This window comes from Pontibacter fetidus, assembly GCF_010119545.1.
GTDB lineage: Bacteria > Bacteroidota > Bacteroidia > Cytophagales > Hymenobacteraceae > Pontibacter > Pontibacter fetidus.
Map to the genome: position 1 here is coordinate 1 of NZ_JAAEAA010000001.1, position 16,066 is coordinate 16,066.

At 45.7% G+C, this 16,066-nt stretch carries 15 protein-coding genes; 4 read left to right on the forward strand and 11 right to left on the reverse strand.

Annotation, left to right across the window (positions count from 1 at the left end):
• Positions 1–176: 176 nt before the first annotated feature.
• The 5 genes from GWO68_RS00005 to GWO68_RS00025 form a co-directional block, all read right to left on the reverse strand.
• Complete coding sequence (locus tag GWO68_RS00005; protein ID WP_162344351.1) at positions 177–431, reverse strand: hypothetical protein; 255 nt, start codon at positions 429–431, stop codon at positions 177–179.
• Positions 432–573: 142 nt separating this feature from the next.
• On the reverse strand, positions 574–1,248 hold the full coding sequence (locus tag GWO68_RS00010) for a hypothetical protein (protein WP_162344352.1): 675 nt from the start codon (positions 1,246–1,248) through the stop codon (positions 574–576).
• Positions 1,249–1,295: 47 nt separating this feature from the next.
• Entirely contained in the window at positions 1,296–1,652 is a 357-nt protein-coding gene (locus GWO68_RS00015) for a hypothetical protein (RefSeq protein WP_162344353.1), read from the reverse strand.
• A gap of 90 nt (positions 1,653–1,742) precedes the next feature.
• Positions 1,743–2,321: a hypothetical protein gene (locus GWO68_RS00020; protein ID WP_162344354.1), complete on the reverse strand. Its 579-nt coding sequence runs from the start codon at positions 2,319–2,321 to the stop codon at positions 1,743–1,745.
• A 162-nt stretch (positions 2,322–2,483) separates the two neighbouring features.
• Positions 2,484–3,779 (reverse strand): tyrosine-type recombinase/integrase, encoded by a 1,296-nt coding sequence (locus GWO68_RS00025; RefSeq protein ID WP_235941876.1) that lies wholly within the window; start codon positions 3,777–3,779, stop codon positions 2,484–2,486.
• Positions 3,780–4,184: 405 nt separating this feature from the next.
• On the opposite strand from GWO68_RS00025, the gene GWO68_RS00030 reads away from it, so the two are divergent.
• A complete protein-coding gene (locus tag GWO68_RS00030; RefSeq protein ID WP_235941877.1) occupies positions 4,185–4,424 on the forward strand; it encodes a hypothetical protein in 240 nt (79 codons plus the stop codon).
• Positions 4,425–4,493: 69 nt separating this feature from the next.
• On the opposite strand, the gene GWO68_RS00035 is transcribed toward GWO68_RS00030, so the two are convergent.
• The 4 genes from GWO68_RS00035 to GWO68_RS00050 all read right to left on the reverse strand — a co-directional run bounded on the left by GWO68_RS00035 (position 4,494) and on the right by GWO68_RS00050 (position 10,033).
• Complete coding sequence (locus tag GWO68_RS00035) at positions 4,494–5,636, reverse strand: App1 family protein (protein WP_162344357.1); 1,143 nt, start codon at positions 5,634–5,636, stop codon at positions 4,494–4,496.
• Positions 5,637–5,684: 48 nt separating this feature from the next.
• Positions 5,685–6,509 (reverse strand): M48 family metalloprotease, encoded by an 825-nt coding sequence (locus tag GWO68_RS00040; protein WP_162344358.1) that lies wholly within the window; start codon positions 6,507–6,509, stop codon positions 5,685–5,687.
• A gap of 186 nt (positions 6,510–6,695) precedes the next feature.
• On the reverse strand, positions 6,696–9,545 hold the full coding sequence (locus GWO68_RS00045) for a M16 family metallopeptidase (RefSeq protein WP_162344359.1): 2,850 nt from the start codon (positions 9,543–9,545) through the stop codon (positions 6,696–6,698).
• Positions 9,546–9,628: 83 nt separating this feature from the next.
• Positions 9,629–10,033 carry a hypothetical protein gene (locus GWO68_RS00050; protein ID WP_162344360.1) on the reverse strand — a complete coding sequence of 135 codons (405 nt, stop codon included), beginning with the start codon at positions 10,031–10,033 and terminating at the stop codon, positions 9,629–9,631.
• Positions 10,034–10,170: 137 nt separating this feature from the next.
• Between GWO68_RS00050 and GWO68_RS00055 the strand changes: the two genes are divergently transcribed.
• Positions 10,171–11,235: a DNA topoisomerase IB gene (locus GWO68_RS00055; RefSeq protein ID WP_162344361.1), complete on the forward strand. Its 1,065-nt coding sequence runs from the start codon at positions 10,171–10,173 to the stop codon at positions 11,233–11,235.
• A gap of 291 nt (positions 11,236–11,526) precedes the next feature.
• Here the strand turns inward: GWO68_RS00055 and GWO68_RS00060 are convergent, their stop codons facing one another.
• Positions 11,527–13,107 carry a hypothetical protein gene (locus GWO68_RS00060; RefSeq protein WP_162344362.1) on the reverse strand — a complete coding sequence of 527 codons (1,581 nt, stop codon included), beginning with the start codon at positions 13,105–13,107 and terminating at the stop codon, positions 11,527–11,529.
• Between the two features lie 10 nt (positions 13,108–13,117).
• Complete coding sequence (gene pgi / locus GWO68_RS00065; RefSeq protein ID WP_162344363.1) at positions 13,118–14,767, reverse strand: glucose-6-phosphate isomerase; 1,650 nt, start codon at positions 14,765–14,767, stop codon at positions 13,118–13,120.
• A 189-nt stretch (positions 14,768–14,956) separates the two neighbouring features.
• Between pgi and GWO68_RS00070 the strand changes: the two genes are divergently transcribed.
• Both GWO68_RS00070 and GWO68_RS00075 read left to right on the forward strand, forming a co-directional pair.
• A complete protein-coding gene (locus tag GWO68_RS00070) occupies positions 14,957–15,142 on the forward strand; it encodes a hypothetical protein (RefSeq protein WP_162344364.1) in 186 nt (61 codons plus the stop codon).
• A 172-nt stretch (positions 15,143–15,314) separates the two neighbouring features.
• Positions 15,315–16,064 (forward strand): beta-phosphoglucomutase family hydrolase, encoded by a 750-nt coding sequence (locus tag GWO68_RS00075; protein WP_202923618.1) that lies wholly within the window; start codon positions 15,315–15,317, stop codon positions 16,062–16,064.
• Positions 16,065–16,066: the final 2 nt, after the last annotated feature.

The following is a 16,066-nucleotide window of genomic DNA, read 5'->3' on the forward strand; positions in this document are numbered from 1 at the left end:
TCAAGGAAGTAATCCCCATGAAAGATGATTTGTCTTGTCATACGACAAAGTTATCTTAAAAGATAACTTATGCAAAGAATTTTATACTTGCGGGAGAGAAATTTTATAGTGGTTTTGCACCCTAACGGTTTGGCTAAAAAGCGTTTTAATGATTTTTAGGTTTTGTTGTGGTTTCGTTATTCTTTAATTCTTTCTTCTAACCTTTTCAAAATTCTATCAATATTTTGGTTATACTGGTCATAAGTTTCTTGACTTACTCCCAAAAAGCCACCCAATTTTGGTTGATGCTCAATTAAATCGAATAACTCATTAATTTCTTTATCATTAGTATCATCTGGAAAATTATCATTTAGCTGTTTGTAGTCAATTTTTCCTGCTATGAATTCTTTAGCAGTTTCTAAAGCTAATCTCAGATTTGTTTTGTCAACCATAAATTTTTATTCCATTCTTTTCCTCACCTTGAACGGAAATTCTAAATTACTAATGCACCACAACGGCCTCGTGTAAGCGGCTGGCGAGGCCGTCGGCCGAAGGCTGACGTTTACACCTTGTTAGGCACTGGCTTTTTTTTCTTTATTCATTTATAATTACTGACACTCCCATTCCATGAATAGTAAAGGAAGGATAATCACTCAAGTCCGAATTGGGAATGTACTGCTTGTAATTCTCTTTTTCCAGTAAATGAAATTTCTCAATCGCATATCTCCTTGTGCTCTTGGTAAATTGATTCAAGAAAGTACCGACTTTTTTCTCTAACCATGAATTCATTAGAAATACATTTAGCTGTTTATAACTGATGTTTTTCTTTCCGAACTGATTTTCATAGCTCTTTGAAAGTTCTACAGTCATGTCCTTGTAGAATATTGGAGACTCGAAATGAAGGTAGCCAAGCTTCTCTAAATTAAAATCTTGTTCAATTAATGGTAAGCTTTCATTTATCTTGTCCAACGCCTTTGAAAATAAAATAGGATTTCGGTGAAATACCCTAAGCTGGACTGAGCTGTCTCTAACATGTTCTGTCATCCCAATTTTAAAGTCGAGAGTGTCTGGACCAGCAATCCAGCAATAGGTAAATGACTTTGAGTAGAAGCCAACTTCGTACGACTTGTTTAGTTTATTTTCAATTTTAACCAATACTGTGTCTATAGGATTTTTCTCAAAATCAGACGCAATGGTGTCTTTACTCTGGTTTGAGTTATTGCAAGACAGTAATACCAGAGATAATATTGAAATGATTACCGATTTCATTTTTTAGCTTGTGCATAACGGTTCTGCTATAAGGTGGCGTAGCTAACTTATAGGTTTTGTTGTGCATTTGTGCTTCTTTCTATTTTTCTTTTTTTGGCACTCAATCGCTTCTTCTCTTTATCAAGAAGGATTCGATATGTGATAAACCAAAATATTACAAAGACTACTACTTGAGCCAACAATGCATAACCCATTCCATCTTTACCTTCACCATACAGGATTCCAAACCCAATAAATGAAACAGGCATTGTTAACAGGAGAATCAGCCAAAAAAGAATAGAAACAAATTCAATTTCCATCAATGTCGGTGAGGCTATAGCAAGTAATGATATGGTACCCAGTCCAACATAGACAAGTGAAATGTAGAGGGAATCTTTCTTTGCTTTATTTCCTATTTCTTCCATTAAAGAAGGTTCTATTCATGATTGGCATTATGCACAACGGTTGGGCTATGGTGCGTTTATGCACTATAGTTTTTGTTATGTGCTGTGATTTTATTTTTTGTTGAAAGGTACAGTCACACGAGGCGGAGGAGTTACCATTTTTGCACTTGGGTAGTAGACTTGCTTTTCCGCAAGATTACTAAGTTCACCAGTACATGCCAGTTTTGAAATGAAAGTTAAAAGGGCCACGTCATCTTTACGCCATTCAATAACCGTGTCTTTTAGTGAATCAACAACAACATCTCCTTTCTTGATGTACAAAGAACTGAAACTACCTTCTTCAGGACTTTTCTCTTTTCTTGGCGCAGAGGGGTACTTTTCCAGATACTGTTCCATCTGTTCCACTTCGCTTAAGCTTAACTGCCGCGCATACTGTCCCCATTCACCTTTTAGCTTTCCTTCAATATACAGGCTATCGTTCCTTATAAGAATGTTACGATGCAAGACTCTCACACAATCACCCTTTCTGTACCAACTAAACATACCGACACTTGAAGTGGCGACTTCATAGTTATTGGTTCTGCCTGTTTTTAAGTTAGTGGCTTCGTTAAAATCACAGCTGACTAAGAAGGCTAGCAGAAGCATTGATTTAAATCTAGAAAGACTGACTACTTCAGCAACTCTTATCATCTTAATTTGTTTTATGACACATAACTCTCTGCTAGCAGGAGTACCTACTCCTACTATCTGCACTATGTGTGGAGTGTTAATGGTTCCTTTTGTACATAATTTCTTACTGTGGAGCCCTTTTCTTCCTTTGCATTCATAGTGTCACACTAATATAGGTGTTTTCTACAGATTGTCAAGCGGGCTCACGATTTTATCCAACGCGTAGCTCGTTACATGCGTGTATACTTCTGTTGTCTTGCTGCTTCGATGCCCAAGCAGGGTCTGGATGTAACGCAGGTCGGTGCCCTGCTCCAGTAGGTGCGTGGCAAAGGAGTGCCTCAGGGTGTGGGGCGTAGCATTGGTCTTAACGCCGGCCTTTTTGCGGCAGGCCTGAAACACGTTACGCAGGCTGTCAGCCGTATACTGTCCGCCAAACTGGCCCTCAAACAGCCATACCTTTGGTCTGTACTCTTTATAATAAGCTCTCAGGTTTTGGAGCAGCTTTTGTGAGAGCAAGGTAGTGCGGTCCTTCTTGCCTTTTCCACCACGAATCAGAAGTAAGTTCCTGTCTGACTGTACGTCCGTCAGCTTCAGATTAATGACCTCGCCAATTCTGAGCCCTCCGGCATACAGGAGCTGCAGCATACAGCCGTGCTTCAGATTGTCGGTGGCAGCGAGTATTTTCTTAACCTCCTCCTTGCTGAGAACGGTGGGCAGCCGGTCAGGCTTTTCGGGACGCTCTACGTTATTTAGCTGCATCTCGTGGCGGCCCAGCACCCGCTGATAGTAGAACTTAACAGCGTTAATCGACTGGTTTATAAACGAGCAGGAGTAGGCCCCCGCCTGAACCATTTGCCTGTGGTACTGGTTAATTTCCTCCTCCGTAAAGACGTTAACTTGCCCCAGGCCCTTTTCATTGTGGCTGTTGAGGAAACGCAACAACAGCGAGTGGTAAGTCCGGATGGTGTTCATAGAGTAGTTCAGAAGGAAGAGCTTCTCCAGGTAGTCAATCGGGCAGGTAATGTAGCTAGCCACCTTTACGTAGGTTTGCTCCCATAGCCTGCGCAGCAGCAATATATCGCGAACCACAAGCTCCTGGCTTAGCCATAGCCAGCCGATGCCCTCCAGCTCCCTGGCCAGCTGTTGTATGTTTTGTCCGCCCTCGGGTATGGTAAAGCACTTCTGTTCCCGCTGCCAGAAGGCTAGGCTGCTGCATTGGAGAGCCTCATAGATCTTTTTGCTATAACGGAAGGTAATGCCGATCATCGTTTTGTTTTCTTCTACCAGTATGGGTTGGAGCTTCACCACTGGCATATCCGGCATTTTTTTGAGCGAACCGCCTTGCTGGCCACCAGTTAGCACCGGCATCAGTTTGTCTGGCTTCAGCCTTTTGGGCTGGTATAGGTAGCGGGTGTTTACCTGCGCCAGCCCCTGAAAATGAAAGAAGGTCATTTCTATACTTTGCGGGCTATGGCTCATCACAAAGCACTTATATGTCTTACTATACTTTATCCAGGCAGCTTCCCTGAGCCGTTTGACGATAAAAGGATTAGGCTTATGCCAGATCCGAATATATTTTTTGCCTTCGTGATCCAAGGCGTTAAGATAGATAACTGGCTGATTAGATGGAAACTGCATATAGATCGAGAATTATGACCGCAAGTAAGCACCTAAACACGCATTAAACGTAAAATAACCGGGTAAGTCCGGGTATACCGGGCTTACCCGGATAAAAGCATACTAGGACAAACAAAAATGGAAGAGAGAGCCTGCGAACATTGTGGTGCGAAACTTATAGGGAGAATCGACAAGCGCTTTTGTAGTGACCAGTGCCGGGCAACAGCCAAGAACAGTCGAAAGGCTCAAAATGCAGGTGAGCGTCTGATGAAGGAGGTTAATACTAAGCTGCGTCATAATCGTTTTGTGCTACAGCGCCATAGCCCTGAGGGTAAGACCACTATGCGGCGCGAGGTGTTGCTGCTGGCCGGTTTCGACTTCCGCCACTTTACGCACCTCTATCGTACTAAACAAGGTAACACCTACTACTTTTGTTACGACTACGGTTACCTGCTGCTGGAAGACGACAAGGTGCTGATCGTAAACTGGCAGCCTTATATGCAGTAAACTATAGCTGGCAGATGCCGGTAAACTATAAATCTATACTTTACCGGCTATCAACTATAGCTTACTTAATTACTTATCACCAGCTTCATCTACTTCTACTTCTTTCGCTACTTCTTTTACTTCTTCTACAAATATAAAGCCTTTGCCGGCAGCGTGTTTGGCTGCTTCGGCAGTTTCTTTTACCAGTAGCATTTCCACATCACCGCCGCCTTTCTTTAGTTCGTCGGCTATACCTACCACTTTGCGGGTATGTTTTTCGATGTTTACGTCGCGTATGTAAACAGCCATGATGCGGCCCGGGTGGTTTTTAACTACTTCGCTATATATGGCGGCGTCCTGCTGTCCGCTGTCCCCGATTAGTATAAAGTCCAGTTCGGGGTAGGTGATGAGGATGTTCTCAATCTCTTTGTATTTGTGGCTCATGTGGTCGGAGTGGCCCAACTTGTCTTCATCAAAGCCAAAATCGCGGAGCAGGAGCGGACCTTGCGGTATGTCGTTCAGTTCCAGGAAATGATACAGCAGATCATAGTTGTTCCAGGGGCTGCTGCTTACATAAAAGAACGGGTTATTGCGCTTGCCATTACGGCCCAGCTGCAATGACTTATAGAACTGCGAAACTCCATGAAACGGAATGCGGGTGTGAGCATTGTTGAGCAAAACATTACGGCCGCTTTCCAGCAAACTCGTAGCGCCGGTACGCATTATAGTATCATCTATGTCAGAGATAATACCATACTCTGCATCGGGTGGAGGTACCAGTACATGCGCAGTGGCTTTTACTTCTTCCGTCATCTCTACCGGTGCATCTATCACTTTCAGTTCAATATCATGCCATATGTCGTCTAACACCAGCGGTATTTTAGGCTCTAAGTTCAGTACAAAGTAACCTTCGGCATCGGTAGTTATCTCGTGGTATTGGTTGTTTAAGCATAGCTGTACACGGGCGTTCGGTACTTCATCACTCTCGAAACGGCGGTACATGTTCATCAGGTTTTCCCAGAGGGTGTCGTCTGCTTCGGAGTGTTTTATGCCTTTATCCAGTAACACGCGGCCTTTAACATAAAGCCTGTTGGGTGTGCCGTAGCTGCGGTAAGGTACTATCTGTAAAGGCTGCATCATGTTTAGCTGGCGTTTGAGCTTAAACGTGAGCATGTCAATTTTTTCTTCAGCTTTAAGTATAGCTTTAGCGCCGGTTTGTTTAAGATTTTTCATAGCAGTAGGTATAAAAAAAGCCTGCAGAACCGGCTGCAGGCTTTTAAATTATAGTTTTAAAGCACTCTTGAGTGCGTTAAAGTCATTATCAGGGCCAGATGCTACGCTACATCCTTCTTCTTTTGCTTTCTGCTCAATGTTCTGCACGCGGTTTTCAGGGTTAGGGTGTGTGCTAAGGAACTCCGGCGGTGTACCTTGTGCGGCTTCTTCGTTCATTTTAATAAAGAAACCGGCAGCGCCATCGCAGGCATAATAGTTTGTGCCACCCAGGTATTCAACCGAATAATTATCGGCTTCGGTTTCGGCATCGCGGCTAAATTTAAGGCCTGCCAGTGTGCCGGAAAGCTGCCCTGCAATTTGCTTTAAGGCACTTGGGTTGTTGCCCAAAGCTATAGATAACAGCAGGTTTATGCCATACGAGCGTTGCAGTTGTTTTACACTGTGGCGATGGTCGGCGTGGGCTATTTCGTGGGCGATTACACCTGCAAAATGGTCCTCATCGCTCAGGTATTTAATAAGCCCGGTAAACACGTAAATATGGCCGCCCGGCGTAGCAAAGGCATTCAGCTGCGCATCGTCCTTTATGATCTTCACATCCCAGGTAAATTCATCACGATATTGTACCTGACCGGAGTTAAGTACACGGTTCACGATACGGTCCATGGCAATATAGGCCTGTTGGTTGGTAGCGTTGCGCTCCAGTAATTTGCCTTGTGCTTTATAAGTAGAGTCAACTTCGTGTGCCACTTGTGCACCCAGTGCTACATCATCTTCAATGGTAAATAAAAGTACGCCATCATCGCCGCAACTATAGAGGGTAAATGCACTAACTGCAGCCAGCGAAAGTGTCAGTAAAGTTCTTTTAAGTTTCATGTATAAAATGTTTAGTATATATAGTGCAATCGCACTACAAAGTCTGTGCCTTAAAAAATGCGCACGTAGCCCCTTTACGCATACAGCTGTAATAGGGGTTGCAAAAAAAAGCTGATCTGGCCTAAAAGTTTGGTGCAAAAAAAAGCCCCTAACGTAGTCAGGGGCTTTCCAGTGTGTAGTATGGCTTTATTTTACGGATGATGTCCCTACCGGGTTTCCATTTGCATCCAGCTCTACTATTTCGTAGTTCAGTTTCTGCAGGTCTGCCATTACTTTCTTTTTGTCACCTACTACCACAATGTGCATGTTGTCGGCAGGCAGGTATTTGGCAGCAAGCGCATCAATTTCCTGTTTCGTTATCTTGTTCAGGATGTCCGTTTGCTTGTTCACGTAATCCTTCTTCAGATCATATTCTAAAATACGACCCAGGAAGCCGGCTTTCTGACCAGGCGTTTCATATTTACGGGCATCTGACTGACCGATAGAGTTTTTCATGAACTGCAGTTCAGCTTCGGTGATACCGTTTTTCTTAAACTCGTTGATCTCTTTCATAAACTCCACTACAGAGGCAGCAGTAGCATCGGCACGCACACCGGCAGATGCCGTGAACGGACCTGCAAACTTGCTGCCGCCAAAGCCAGAGCGGGCACCATACGTATAGCCTTTGTCTTCGCGCAGGTTCAGGTTGATGCGGCTGTTAAAGGCACCACCCAGGGCAAAGTTCATCAGGCTGGTTTTATAGTAATCGCCGGTAGCATCGTAAGGCATTGCTACGTAACCGATACGGATCTCAGACTGCGCTGCATCCGGCTTGTCTACAAAGTATAGCTTTGTTTTAGCTATAGCAGGTGCTTTTACATCGGCTGGTATCGTAACTTTTTTCTTATCCCACTTTTTCAGGAAGTCAAGTTTGCCTAGGATCTCTTTCTCAGTGATATCACCAACTATAACCAGGTTAGAAACTGTAGGAGAGTAGTTAGCTTTATAGAATTGCTTTACATCATCCAGGGTAATAGAAGTTACACTTTCGGTAGTTCCATAAGCCGGAACTGCCATGATGTGGTTATCGCCGAAAAGCAGTTTGCTGTATACGTTGCTTGCAATGGCTGTAGGCTGCGTAGACTGGTTCGCGATACCTTCCAGCTGCTGTTTCTTCAGACGGTCGAAATCATCCTGTGCAAACTTCGGACGGAACATACGCTCTTCTAAAAGGGCCAGTGTTTTATCCAGGTTCTTTTTAAGCGAAGTCACCATGATAAACGTTTCGTCGGTGCCGGAACCAACACGGATAGAGCTGCCCAGTTTGTCCAGTTCGCTGCTGAAAGCTTCAGAAGTATAGTTTTCGGTGTCTTCGTTCAGCATAGAAGCCGTTAACGATGCGATACCAGCTTTACCAAGGTTAGCGGCAGAAAGACGATGACCACCAGCTATAGTTAGCTGCATGGTTACAGTCGGGATCTCATCAGATTTGGTACCGATGATTTCCAGGCCATTCTTTAGTTTAGCAGTATAGTAGTTAGGTACTGTAACGGCAGTTGCCTGGCCTGCTACAGGGCGCTTGCTACGGTCAAAGGTATCAACTGCTTTGGTATACTTCAGGTTACCGTACTCCTGCGGCATCGCCACCGATTTGCTGGTATCTACAGTATAGTTGTCGGCTTTGGCTACCAGCTCTTTTTTACCTTTTGGCACTACACTCAGTATAACGCTTGGCTTACCTTTAATGTACTGGTTGTACACACGCATTACATCTGCTTTGGTAACGCCCTGTATGCGGCGCAGCTCTTCCTGTATCTCGTTCGGGTTGTTACGGAAGGTCTCATACGAGGCCAGCTGCGATACTTTACCGCTAACACTTGCCAGGCGGTTGATCAGGTTTGATTCTGCTGATGCTTTAAAGCGCTGCAGGTCTTCGTCGGTTACACCGCGCGTTTCAAACTCTGCGATAGACTTGCGTAGCATATCCTCAGCCTCCGCCAGGTTTTTGTTCGGGAAAGCCATTAAGCTGATACCAAACTCACCGGCAAGCTCTGAAGTAGAGTTAGATGCAGAAGCTGAAAGCGCTTTCTGGTCTTTTACAATGTTTTTGTAGAAGATAGAGTTTTTGCCCTGGCCAATGATCTCAGCCAGCACATCCAGCGCAGCTTCGTCTTTATGACCAGACTCCGGCGTTGGGAAGGTCATGCGCAGCATCGGGAAACGCACGTTATCTTCGTAAGAAATGTAACGGTCTTTCTCCAGCTGTGCCATCATTGGTTTCATATCCTCCACGGCAGGACCGGCAGGTATAGAGCCAAAGTATTTCTCAACCAGCTTTATAACTTCGGCAGGCTTTACATCGCCACCAACTGTTACGGTCGCGTTGTTAGGGCCATACCAGCGCAGGAAGAAGTTTTTAAGGTCGTTTACATTTACACGATTCAGGTCTTCCAGGTAACCAATCGTTGTCCAGGAATATGGGTGGCCGTATGGGTACAGGTTTTTAGAGGTAAGTTCGTAAACTAAGCCGTAAGGGCGGTTGTCGTAGTTCTGGCCACGCTCGTTTTTTACGGTTTCACGCTGTACTTCAAATTTCTTCTGGGTAACGGCATCCAGCAAAAAGCCCATGCGGTCTGCTTCCAACCAAAGGGCTGTCTCAAGCTGATTGCTTGGTACAGTCTCAAAATAGTTAGTGCGGTCGCGGTTGGTTGTACCGTTCAGGGTACCACCTGCATCCGATACTACTTTAAAGTGTTCTTCGTCGGCTACGTTATCGGAACCCTGGAACATCATGTGCTCGAAAAAGTGCGCGAAACCAGACTTGCCTACTTCTTCGCGGGCCGAGCCTACGTGGTATGTAACATCTACGTGCACCACCGGGTCAGAATGGTCTTCGTGCACGATCAGGGTTAGGCCGTTGGCCAGTTTATATTTTTCGTAAGGAATAACCAGCTCGTCGCCTTTCTTGGTTACTTTCTCTACGAGTTTAGTTTGTGCATCGGCAGCGCCTACCACGCTGGCTGTAAGTACAATGCTCAAGCCAATTTTTTGTAGCATAATGGTTAGATTAGTTTATTAGTGTTGCTTTGACTAAGATAAGTATATCGGGTTTAATATACTATAGCAAAATATACCAACCCCTACTTTGTATCGACCAATACCTGTTTGGCAAACATAACCGAAACAGTAAGGGTCAGCAGGGAGATGATGAGCATAGCGGTAGTCAGCAGAAAAGCCATACCGGCTGTTTCAGTGGTAACGGTGTCGCCACTGGCCTGTACCATGTTCAGCAAACGTATAAAATAGGTGCCTGCACGCCAGCCTAAAAGTATAGTTAACAAGCCTGCTTCGCCGGCACCCAGTATAAAGGCCCAGCGTTTGCCGCGCTTCAGAAAATGGCCGGCAGTAAGTGCTATAAATCCGCCTATGCCCCCTGTTATGAGGGCTGTATTCGCCTGTTCGCCGGCAATGTCCACGGCCACGGCACCACACCCGATCAGGAAGGCCCCGAAGAAAGCATACAGGTAAGAGATATTTTTATGCATGGTAAGTATAGTTTATTGTTAGCGCCTGCAAAATAACAGGTGAAACCGAAAGTATAGCATAAACTATAGATTACCGGCTTAATAAGCTACAACTTTTAGGTATAACTATAGTATGAAGTTCAGGAAACAAACTATAGATGGCTAAGAAGAACGAGATACACGAACTCCACGGCGACCCGGCTAAGTCGGCAGAGGTAGCAGGATTGCGCTACACTTCGGATGAAAAGGCAGGCTATACCCGTAAGAAAACAGGTAAAGGCTTTCAGTTTCTGGATGCAAAAGGGCAAAAGATCACCGATGAGAAAATACTGGAAAGACTAAATAAACTGGTCATTCCGCCCGCCTGGACCGAAGTCTGGATCTGCCCTCAGGCCAAAGGGCACTTGCAGGTAACAGGCCGCGATGCTAAAGGCCGAAAGCAGTACATCTACCACCCGGAGTGGAACCAGGCCCGCAACAAGACCAAATTCGGGCGCATGCTCTCTTTCGGGAAAGCCCTGCCGAAGCTGCGTGAACGTATTGAGAAAGACATCAACTCCAAACACCTGGACCGCCGAAAAGTAACTGCGCTTGTGCTCTCAGTTATGGATAACGCGATGATCCGGATCGGGAACAGGCAGTATGCCAAATCAAACGATTCGTATGGGTTGACGACTATGCGCGACAGGCACGTTAAGATAAACGGGAGCCAGGTTAAATTTACGTTCCGGGGCAAGAAAGGAGTGGAGCATGACATTGACCTGAAAGACCGCCGGTTGGCGCAACTGATTAAGAAGTGCAAAGACATACCAGGCTATGACCTGTTTCAGTATTACGATGAAAACGGAGAGCGCCAGGTGCTTGAGTCTGGGGATGTGAACGAATATCTGAAAGAAGCTACCGAACAACCTTTTACAGCCAAGGATTTCAGGACATGGGGTGGCTCGGTGAGGATGGTGAAATGCCTGGAAAATGTGCTGGACGAAAACCCTGATCTGGAAAAGGAAAAGGCTATAAAAGCAGCGGTGAAAGATGTGGCCAAAGGCTTAGGCAATACGCCCAGCGTGTGCTGTAAATATTATATCCATCCGGAAGTAGTAAACCTGTTTCGGGAAGATAAACTGCTGAATTACCTGCGCAAACACGACGCCACCAAATCCAAAAACAAATACCTGAACGGCACTGAAGAACTGGTCCTGAAAATGCTGCAGAAAGCGGGGTAAGGTTTTTAAGAAGCCAGGATTTCAGGATTCATTATCACGTAGAGACGCAATACCTTGCATCTCTTTTTTACACTCGTCCCGAAAGCTTTCGGGATGTGCGTTACCAACGGACTTTGGCCGCTTAAAACTATAGTTTAGTTGAAGATTTATATTCGTGGTTTGACGTGGCGGGACGCCACCGGTAGCTCACACTCGCGGGACGCGAGTGAGGGCTTTTAACTCTTTAACTTTCTAACTCTCTAACTCTCTAACTCCTAAACTCCTGAACTCTCACTTTGCTGCTTCTCGGCATCAGTTTCCTTCTCGGTCGTAGGCGTGCACTCTAACATCGCGGGTGGTGTGGTCTTTGGCTTCGGTGCCGAAGTATAATTTGTTGCCGCGTTCGGTGTCGTATACTTCTGTCAGTTTCTTAAAACCTTGCACGGAGGAGTTATCGGTGATCTCGTCTTCACCAAGCCCGCCGTAAATCTTAACAGGTATACTTTGCTGTACATTCCCTTCAACTATAAAGGTGTCGTCTTCGGCCAGGCCGTGAAGTATAAGCTGGTTGGTTTCAGAAGTATAAAAGATGCGGTGGTATAGATGCAGGGCAGGAGCTATAGTTGTGGCAGGCCGTGTTACTGTAACTTCTACCCGGATATTATCCAGGCGCTTTACTACAAAGGTTTCCTGCATATCAGAGCCAACTATAGTTACTTCTTCGGCTAAGATTTCATACATTTTCCGGGCTGCTTCCGGTAACAGATTTCGGCGGCTTTTAAGGTTAGTTGCAATGTCTTTGCCTATGAATTTGTATATGGGTGGAGGCAGGTCTTTTACAGCACTTTCGATTACGTTGTCGGTTAGGGCAGCCTGCATTTGATTGGCAATTTCTTGCCAGTCGGCGGCAGTCAGTTCGTTCAGTAAGCGCTCATCTATAAACTTTGCGTTGATCATATACGCTTTCACATCGCTGAAATCTGAACTAAACGTTTCGAGTTTGCGGGCCATAAACCTGCTGGTTGCTATAAACGGAATCAGGCCGTCATCCATTTTCAGGAAAACCTGGTCGCGGTCCTTTGGGATAGGTTCAAAGTACGTTTCAGGTCCTTTCTTAACTATAGCCCAGTCCCATTGGCCTTTGTGCCGGTCCCAGTCACCAATCAGCAAATCAAGCAAACGCGCGCGGGCAAAAGCTTTCTGGTCGAAATGATGTGTATTGGTTTTAAATCGTAATTCCAGGGCATCATCCGAGCTGCCAAAATCAGAAACATGTGCCATCTGTGGGCTTCTGTCGGCAGGGGACTTAAACTTCTCTTCCAGTATAAAAAGTTTGCCCTGGGCCAGTTTGCTATAGTTACCTAAGCTGGTATCATTTGTAGCAACATAGTATATCCTGGGGTTTGTATGATTAACGCCTGCAGCTTCGGCCAGTTTTGGTACTACCAACGCACCATAGGGGTTAGCCGCCGATGTCTGGTCGCGCACTATATTTGTTACAAACGTTGGTTTCCAGAAGTCGCTGAGCACTTCTACCGGATTTTTGTCAATAGAACGGAAAGCGTATTCTCTGCCCTGTGCATCCCTAAACTCAAAACTGGTCGTCTGGAAACCTCCGCCTTTTTCTGAAAGGTACAGACTATCCTGCACCTGCTGCATGTTAAACACCGGCACTTTTACAGGTTCTGACCAAAGCGCGCGGTTATGGTCTCCCCAAAAAAAACGGTGCAGCCAGCCAGTGTTGTAATGTCGGCCCGCCGTAACCCAAGCGCTATCTGGTGGGGCCTGCTTTTCAAGCCGTGCATCCTCCTGGAAAAAGTCGTTATCGGCACATCCGCTCAGCAAAAAACTAAGGGGAAGTATAAATGCCAGACGCTTTATCCGGAGGTGCATGCTTGCGTAGTTAGTTGCTGTTTTGCTGATAATATTGGATGAGGTTTGTAGTAGAAGCATCGTGCGCGGCCTTTTTATCACGTAGCAGTTCCTGCTCTATACTTGTGGCCAGTTGCTTGCCCAGTTCCACGCCCCATTGGTCGAAACTATAGATGTTCAGGATAACGCCCTGCACGAAAGTTTTATGCTCATACATAGCCAGTAAACTACCTAGGTTATACGGGGTAAGCTGGCGCATCATTATAGACGTAGTTGGTTTGTTACCTTCAAATAATTTGTGTGGCAACAGGCTTTCCAGTTCGTTGGCCGCCATGTTTTTCTTCTCCAGTTCTTCTCTCACTTCGGCCTCGTTTTTACCTTTCATCAAAGCTTCGGTCTGGGCAAAGTAATTAGACATAAGCAGAGCCTGGTGTTCCCCGATCGGGTTATTGGTTTTGGCGGCGGCTATAAAATCACAGGGGATCAGGATAGTGCCCTGGTGTATTAGCTGGAAGAAAGAATGTTGGCTGTTGGTGCCGGCTGCTCCCCAAACCACGGGTTGTGTCTGGTACGTTACAGGCTGCCCATTACGGTCGGTACTTTTGCCATTGCTTTCCATTAATAACTGTTGCAGGAACTCTGGCAGCAGGCGCATGTATTGGTCATACGGAAGTATAGCGTGCGTTTGGCAGTTAAAAAAGTTAGTATACCAGATGCTTAGCAAAGCCATCAGCACAGGTATATTCTGGCGAAGCGGCGTTTTTCGGAAGTGTTTATCCATTGATTCGGCGCCACGCAGTAATTCCTCGAAACGGTTATAGCCCAGCGCGCAGGCGATAGACAAACCAATAGCAGACCACAGTGAGAAACGACCACCTACCCAATCCCAGAACTGGAAAATGTTTTCAGGGGCGATACCAAATTTTTCAACTTCGGCAGTGTTGGTTGATAAGGCCACAAAGTGCTTACTGACGTGGGCTTGGTTTTTGGCCTGCTGCAGGAACCAGCTGCGGGCCGTAATTGCGTTGGTTATAGTTTCTTTGGTCGTGAATGTCTTGGAAGCGATGATGAACAAGGTAGTTTCCGGATCCAGCTTCTTTAGAACTTCAGCGGCATCAGTGCCATCCACATTCGAAATAAAATGTACTTCCAGGTTTGGTTGCTGGTAGCTTTTCAGGGCTTCGCATACCATTTGCGGACCAAGGTGCGACCCGCCAATGCCAATGTTTACCACATGCCGGAACGCTTTGCCGGTATAGCCTTTCAGGGTGCCATTATGAATGTTGTCGCAGAAGGTTTTCATTTGTTGCTGCACCGCACGCACATCCTTCAGTATGTTTTCCCCCTCCAGCAACAGCTCGGTATCAGTAAAATTACGCAGGGCTGTATGCAGCACGGCACGGTTCTCGGTTACGTTTATTTTCTCCCCGGCAAACATACTTTCTATAGCGCCCGGCAACGCAGTTTCTTCGGCCAATGTTACCAGTAAATCCAGCGTCTCTTCCGTTATCCTGTTTTTAGAAAGATCATACAAAAAATCCTCGAACTGCAGGGATAGTTTCTGGAAACGCTCGGTGTCCTGGGCAAATAAATCGCGCAGTTGCTGAGCCTGTATCTGATTATAGTGCGCCTGTAGTTTTTGCCAGGCTTGGGTAGTAGTCGGGGTAATGTTTTTAAGCATAAATGTGAGTATCTGGGTGGTTGGCTGTTGGGCTCAACTACTCTGTTTTTAAAGTATTAGTTACGGTTTTTGTTCTGGTTTACGGTATACTATAGTTGCATTTGGTTTACTACAACTGTAAAGTATCGTAAGAGAAAAGATGCAGCAGCATTTGGCTGCAGCTGAATTTTACACAAGAAACTAAAAGCTATGAAAGAAAACCAGAAAAATAAGCAGACCAACACTCCGGATAAAAAACAAGCACTGCGCGAAGATGATGGCAAACGCCTGCCACCACAGCCAAAAGCATACGGCGTAGGCGGTGCCCATCGTACCACACACCCCGAACAAAGTCCTGATATTCCGCCACATGAGCGCACCGAAGGTATTCCGTAAACTATAGCTTGAAGGGCAACATACCGGGCTGGTAAACTATAGGTTGCTAACTGGTTTGTTGCCCTTTTAAGAAAAATAAAACTATAGCTGCAGTCTGAAAACTGACCATTCTCTACCTATAATTTTCAGCGCTACCTATAGTTTTAGAAGTGTGCAGCTATACTAAATATGTATGCAAAACAGCCTCAGCAACCTGTTACAGGAAAAACACATCAAAGCCCTGATCCTGGACCTGGATGGCGTGATAACACAGACCGCGAAACTGCATAGCCAGGCCTGGAAAAAAATGTTTGATGTGTACCTCGAACGTAAAGGCAGAAAGGAGGGCATTACGTACCAACCTTTAACTATAGCTACTGATTACCGCCAGTTGATTGATGGCATACCACGTTACGATGGTGTCCGAAATTTTCTGGAATCAAGAAACATACATTTACCGGAGGGAGATCCAGATGATGAGCCGGGTAAAGAAACTATAGCAGGGCTTGGAAATCTTAAAAACCTATACTTCCAGGAGTTTATAAAGCAGGGCATGGTAGATGTTTACCCGGACACTATAAACTGGCTGAAACAACAGCGCCGGCAAGGTTTGCGTACCGCCGTTATATCGGCCAGTAAAAACTGTGAAGCTATCCTTGCGTCGGTGGGTTTGATGGAGCTGTTTGATGTGCGGGTAGATGGAGTGGTTTCTGCTAAGCTTAACTTAAAAGGGAAACCTGCTCCGGATATTTTTCTGGAAGCTGCCCGGCAATTAGGGGTTAAGCCCAACGAAGCAGCTGTTTTTGAGGATGCACTGGCTGGTGTGCAGGCAGGTAAGGCTGGTCAGTTTGCTATAGTTGTTGGCATAGACCGCACTGGCGATGCCGCAGCACTTAAACAACACGGTGCCGACCTCGTGATACAAAACTTCCCAACCGAATAGGA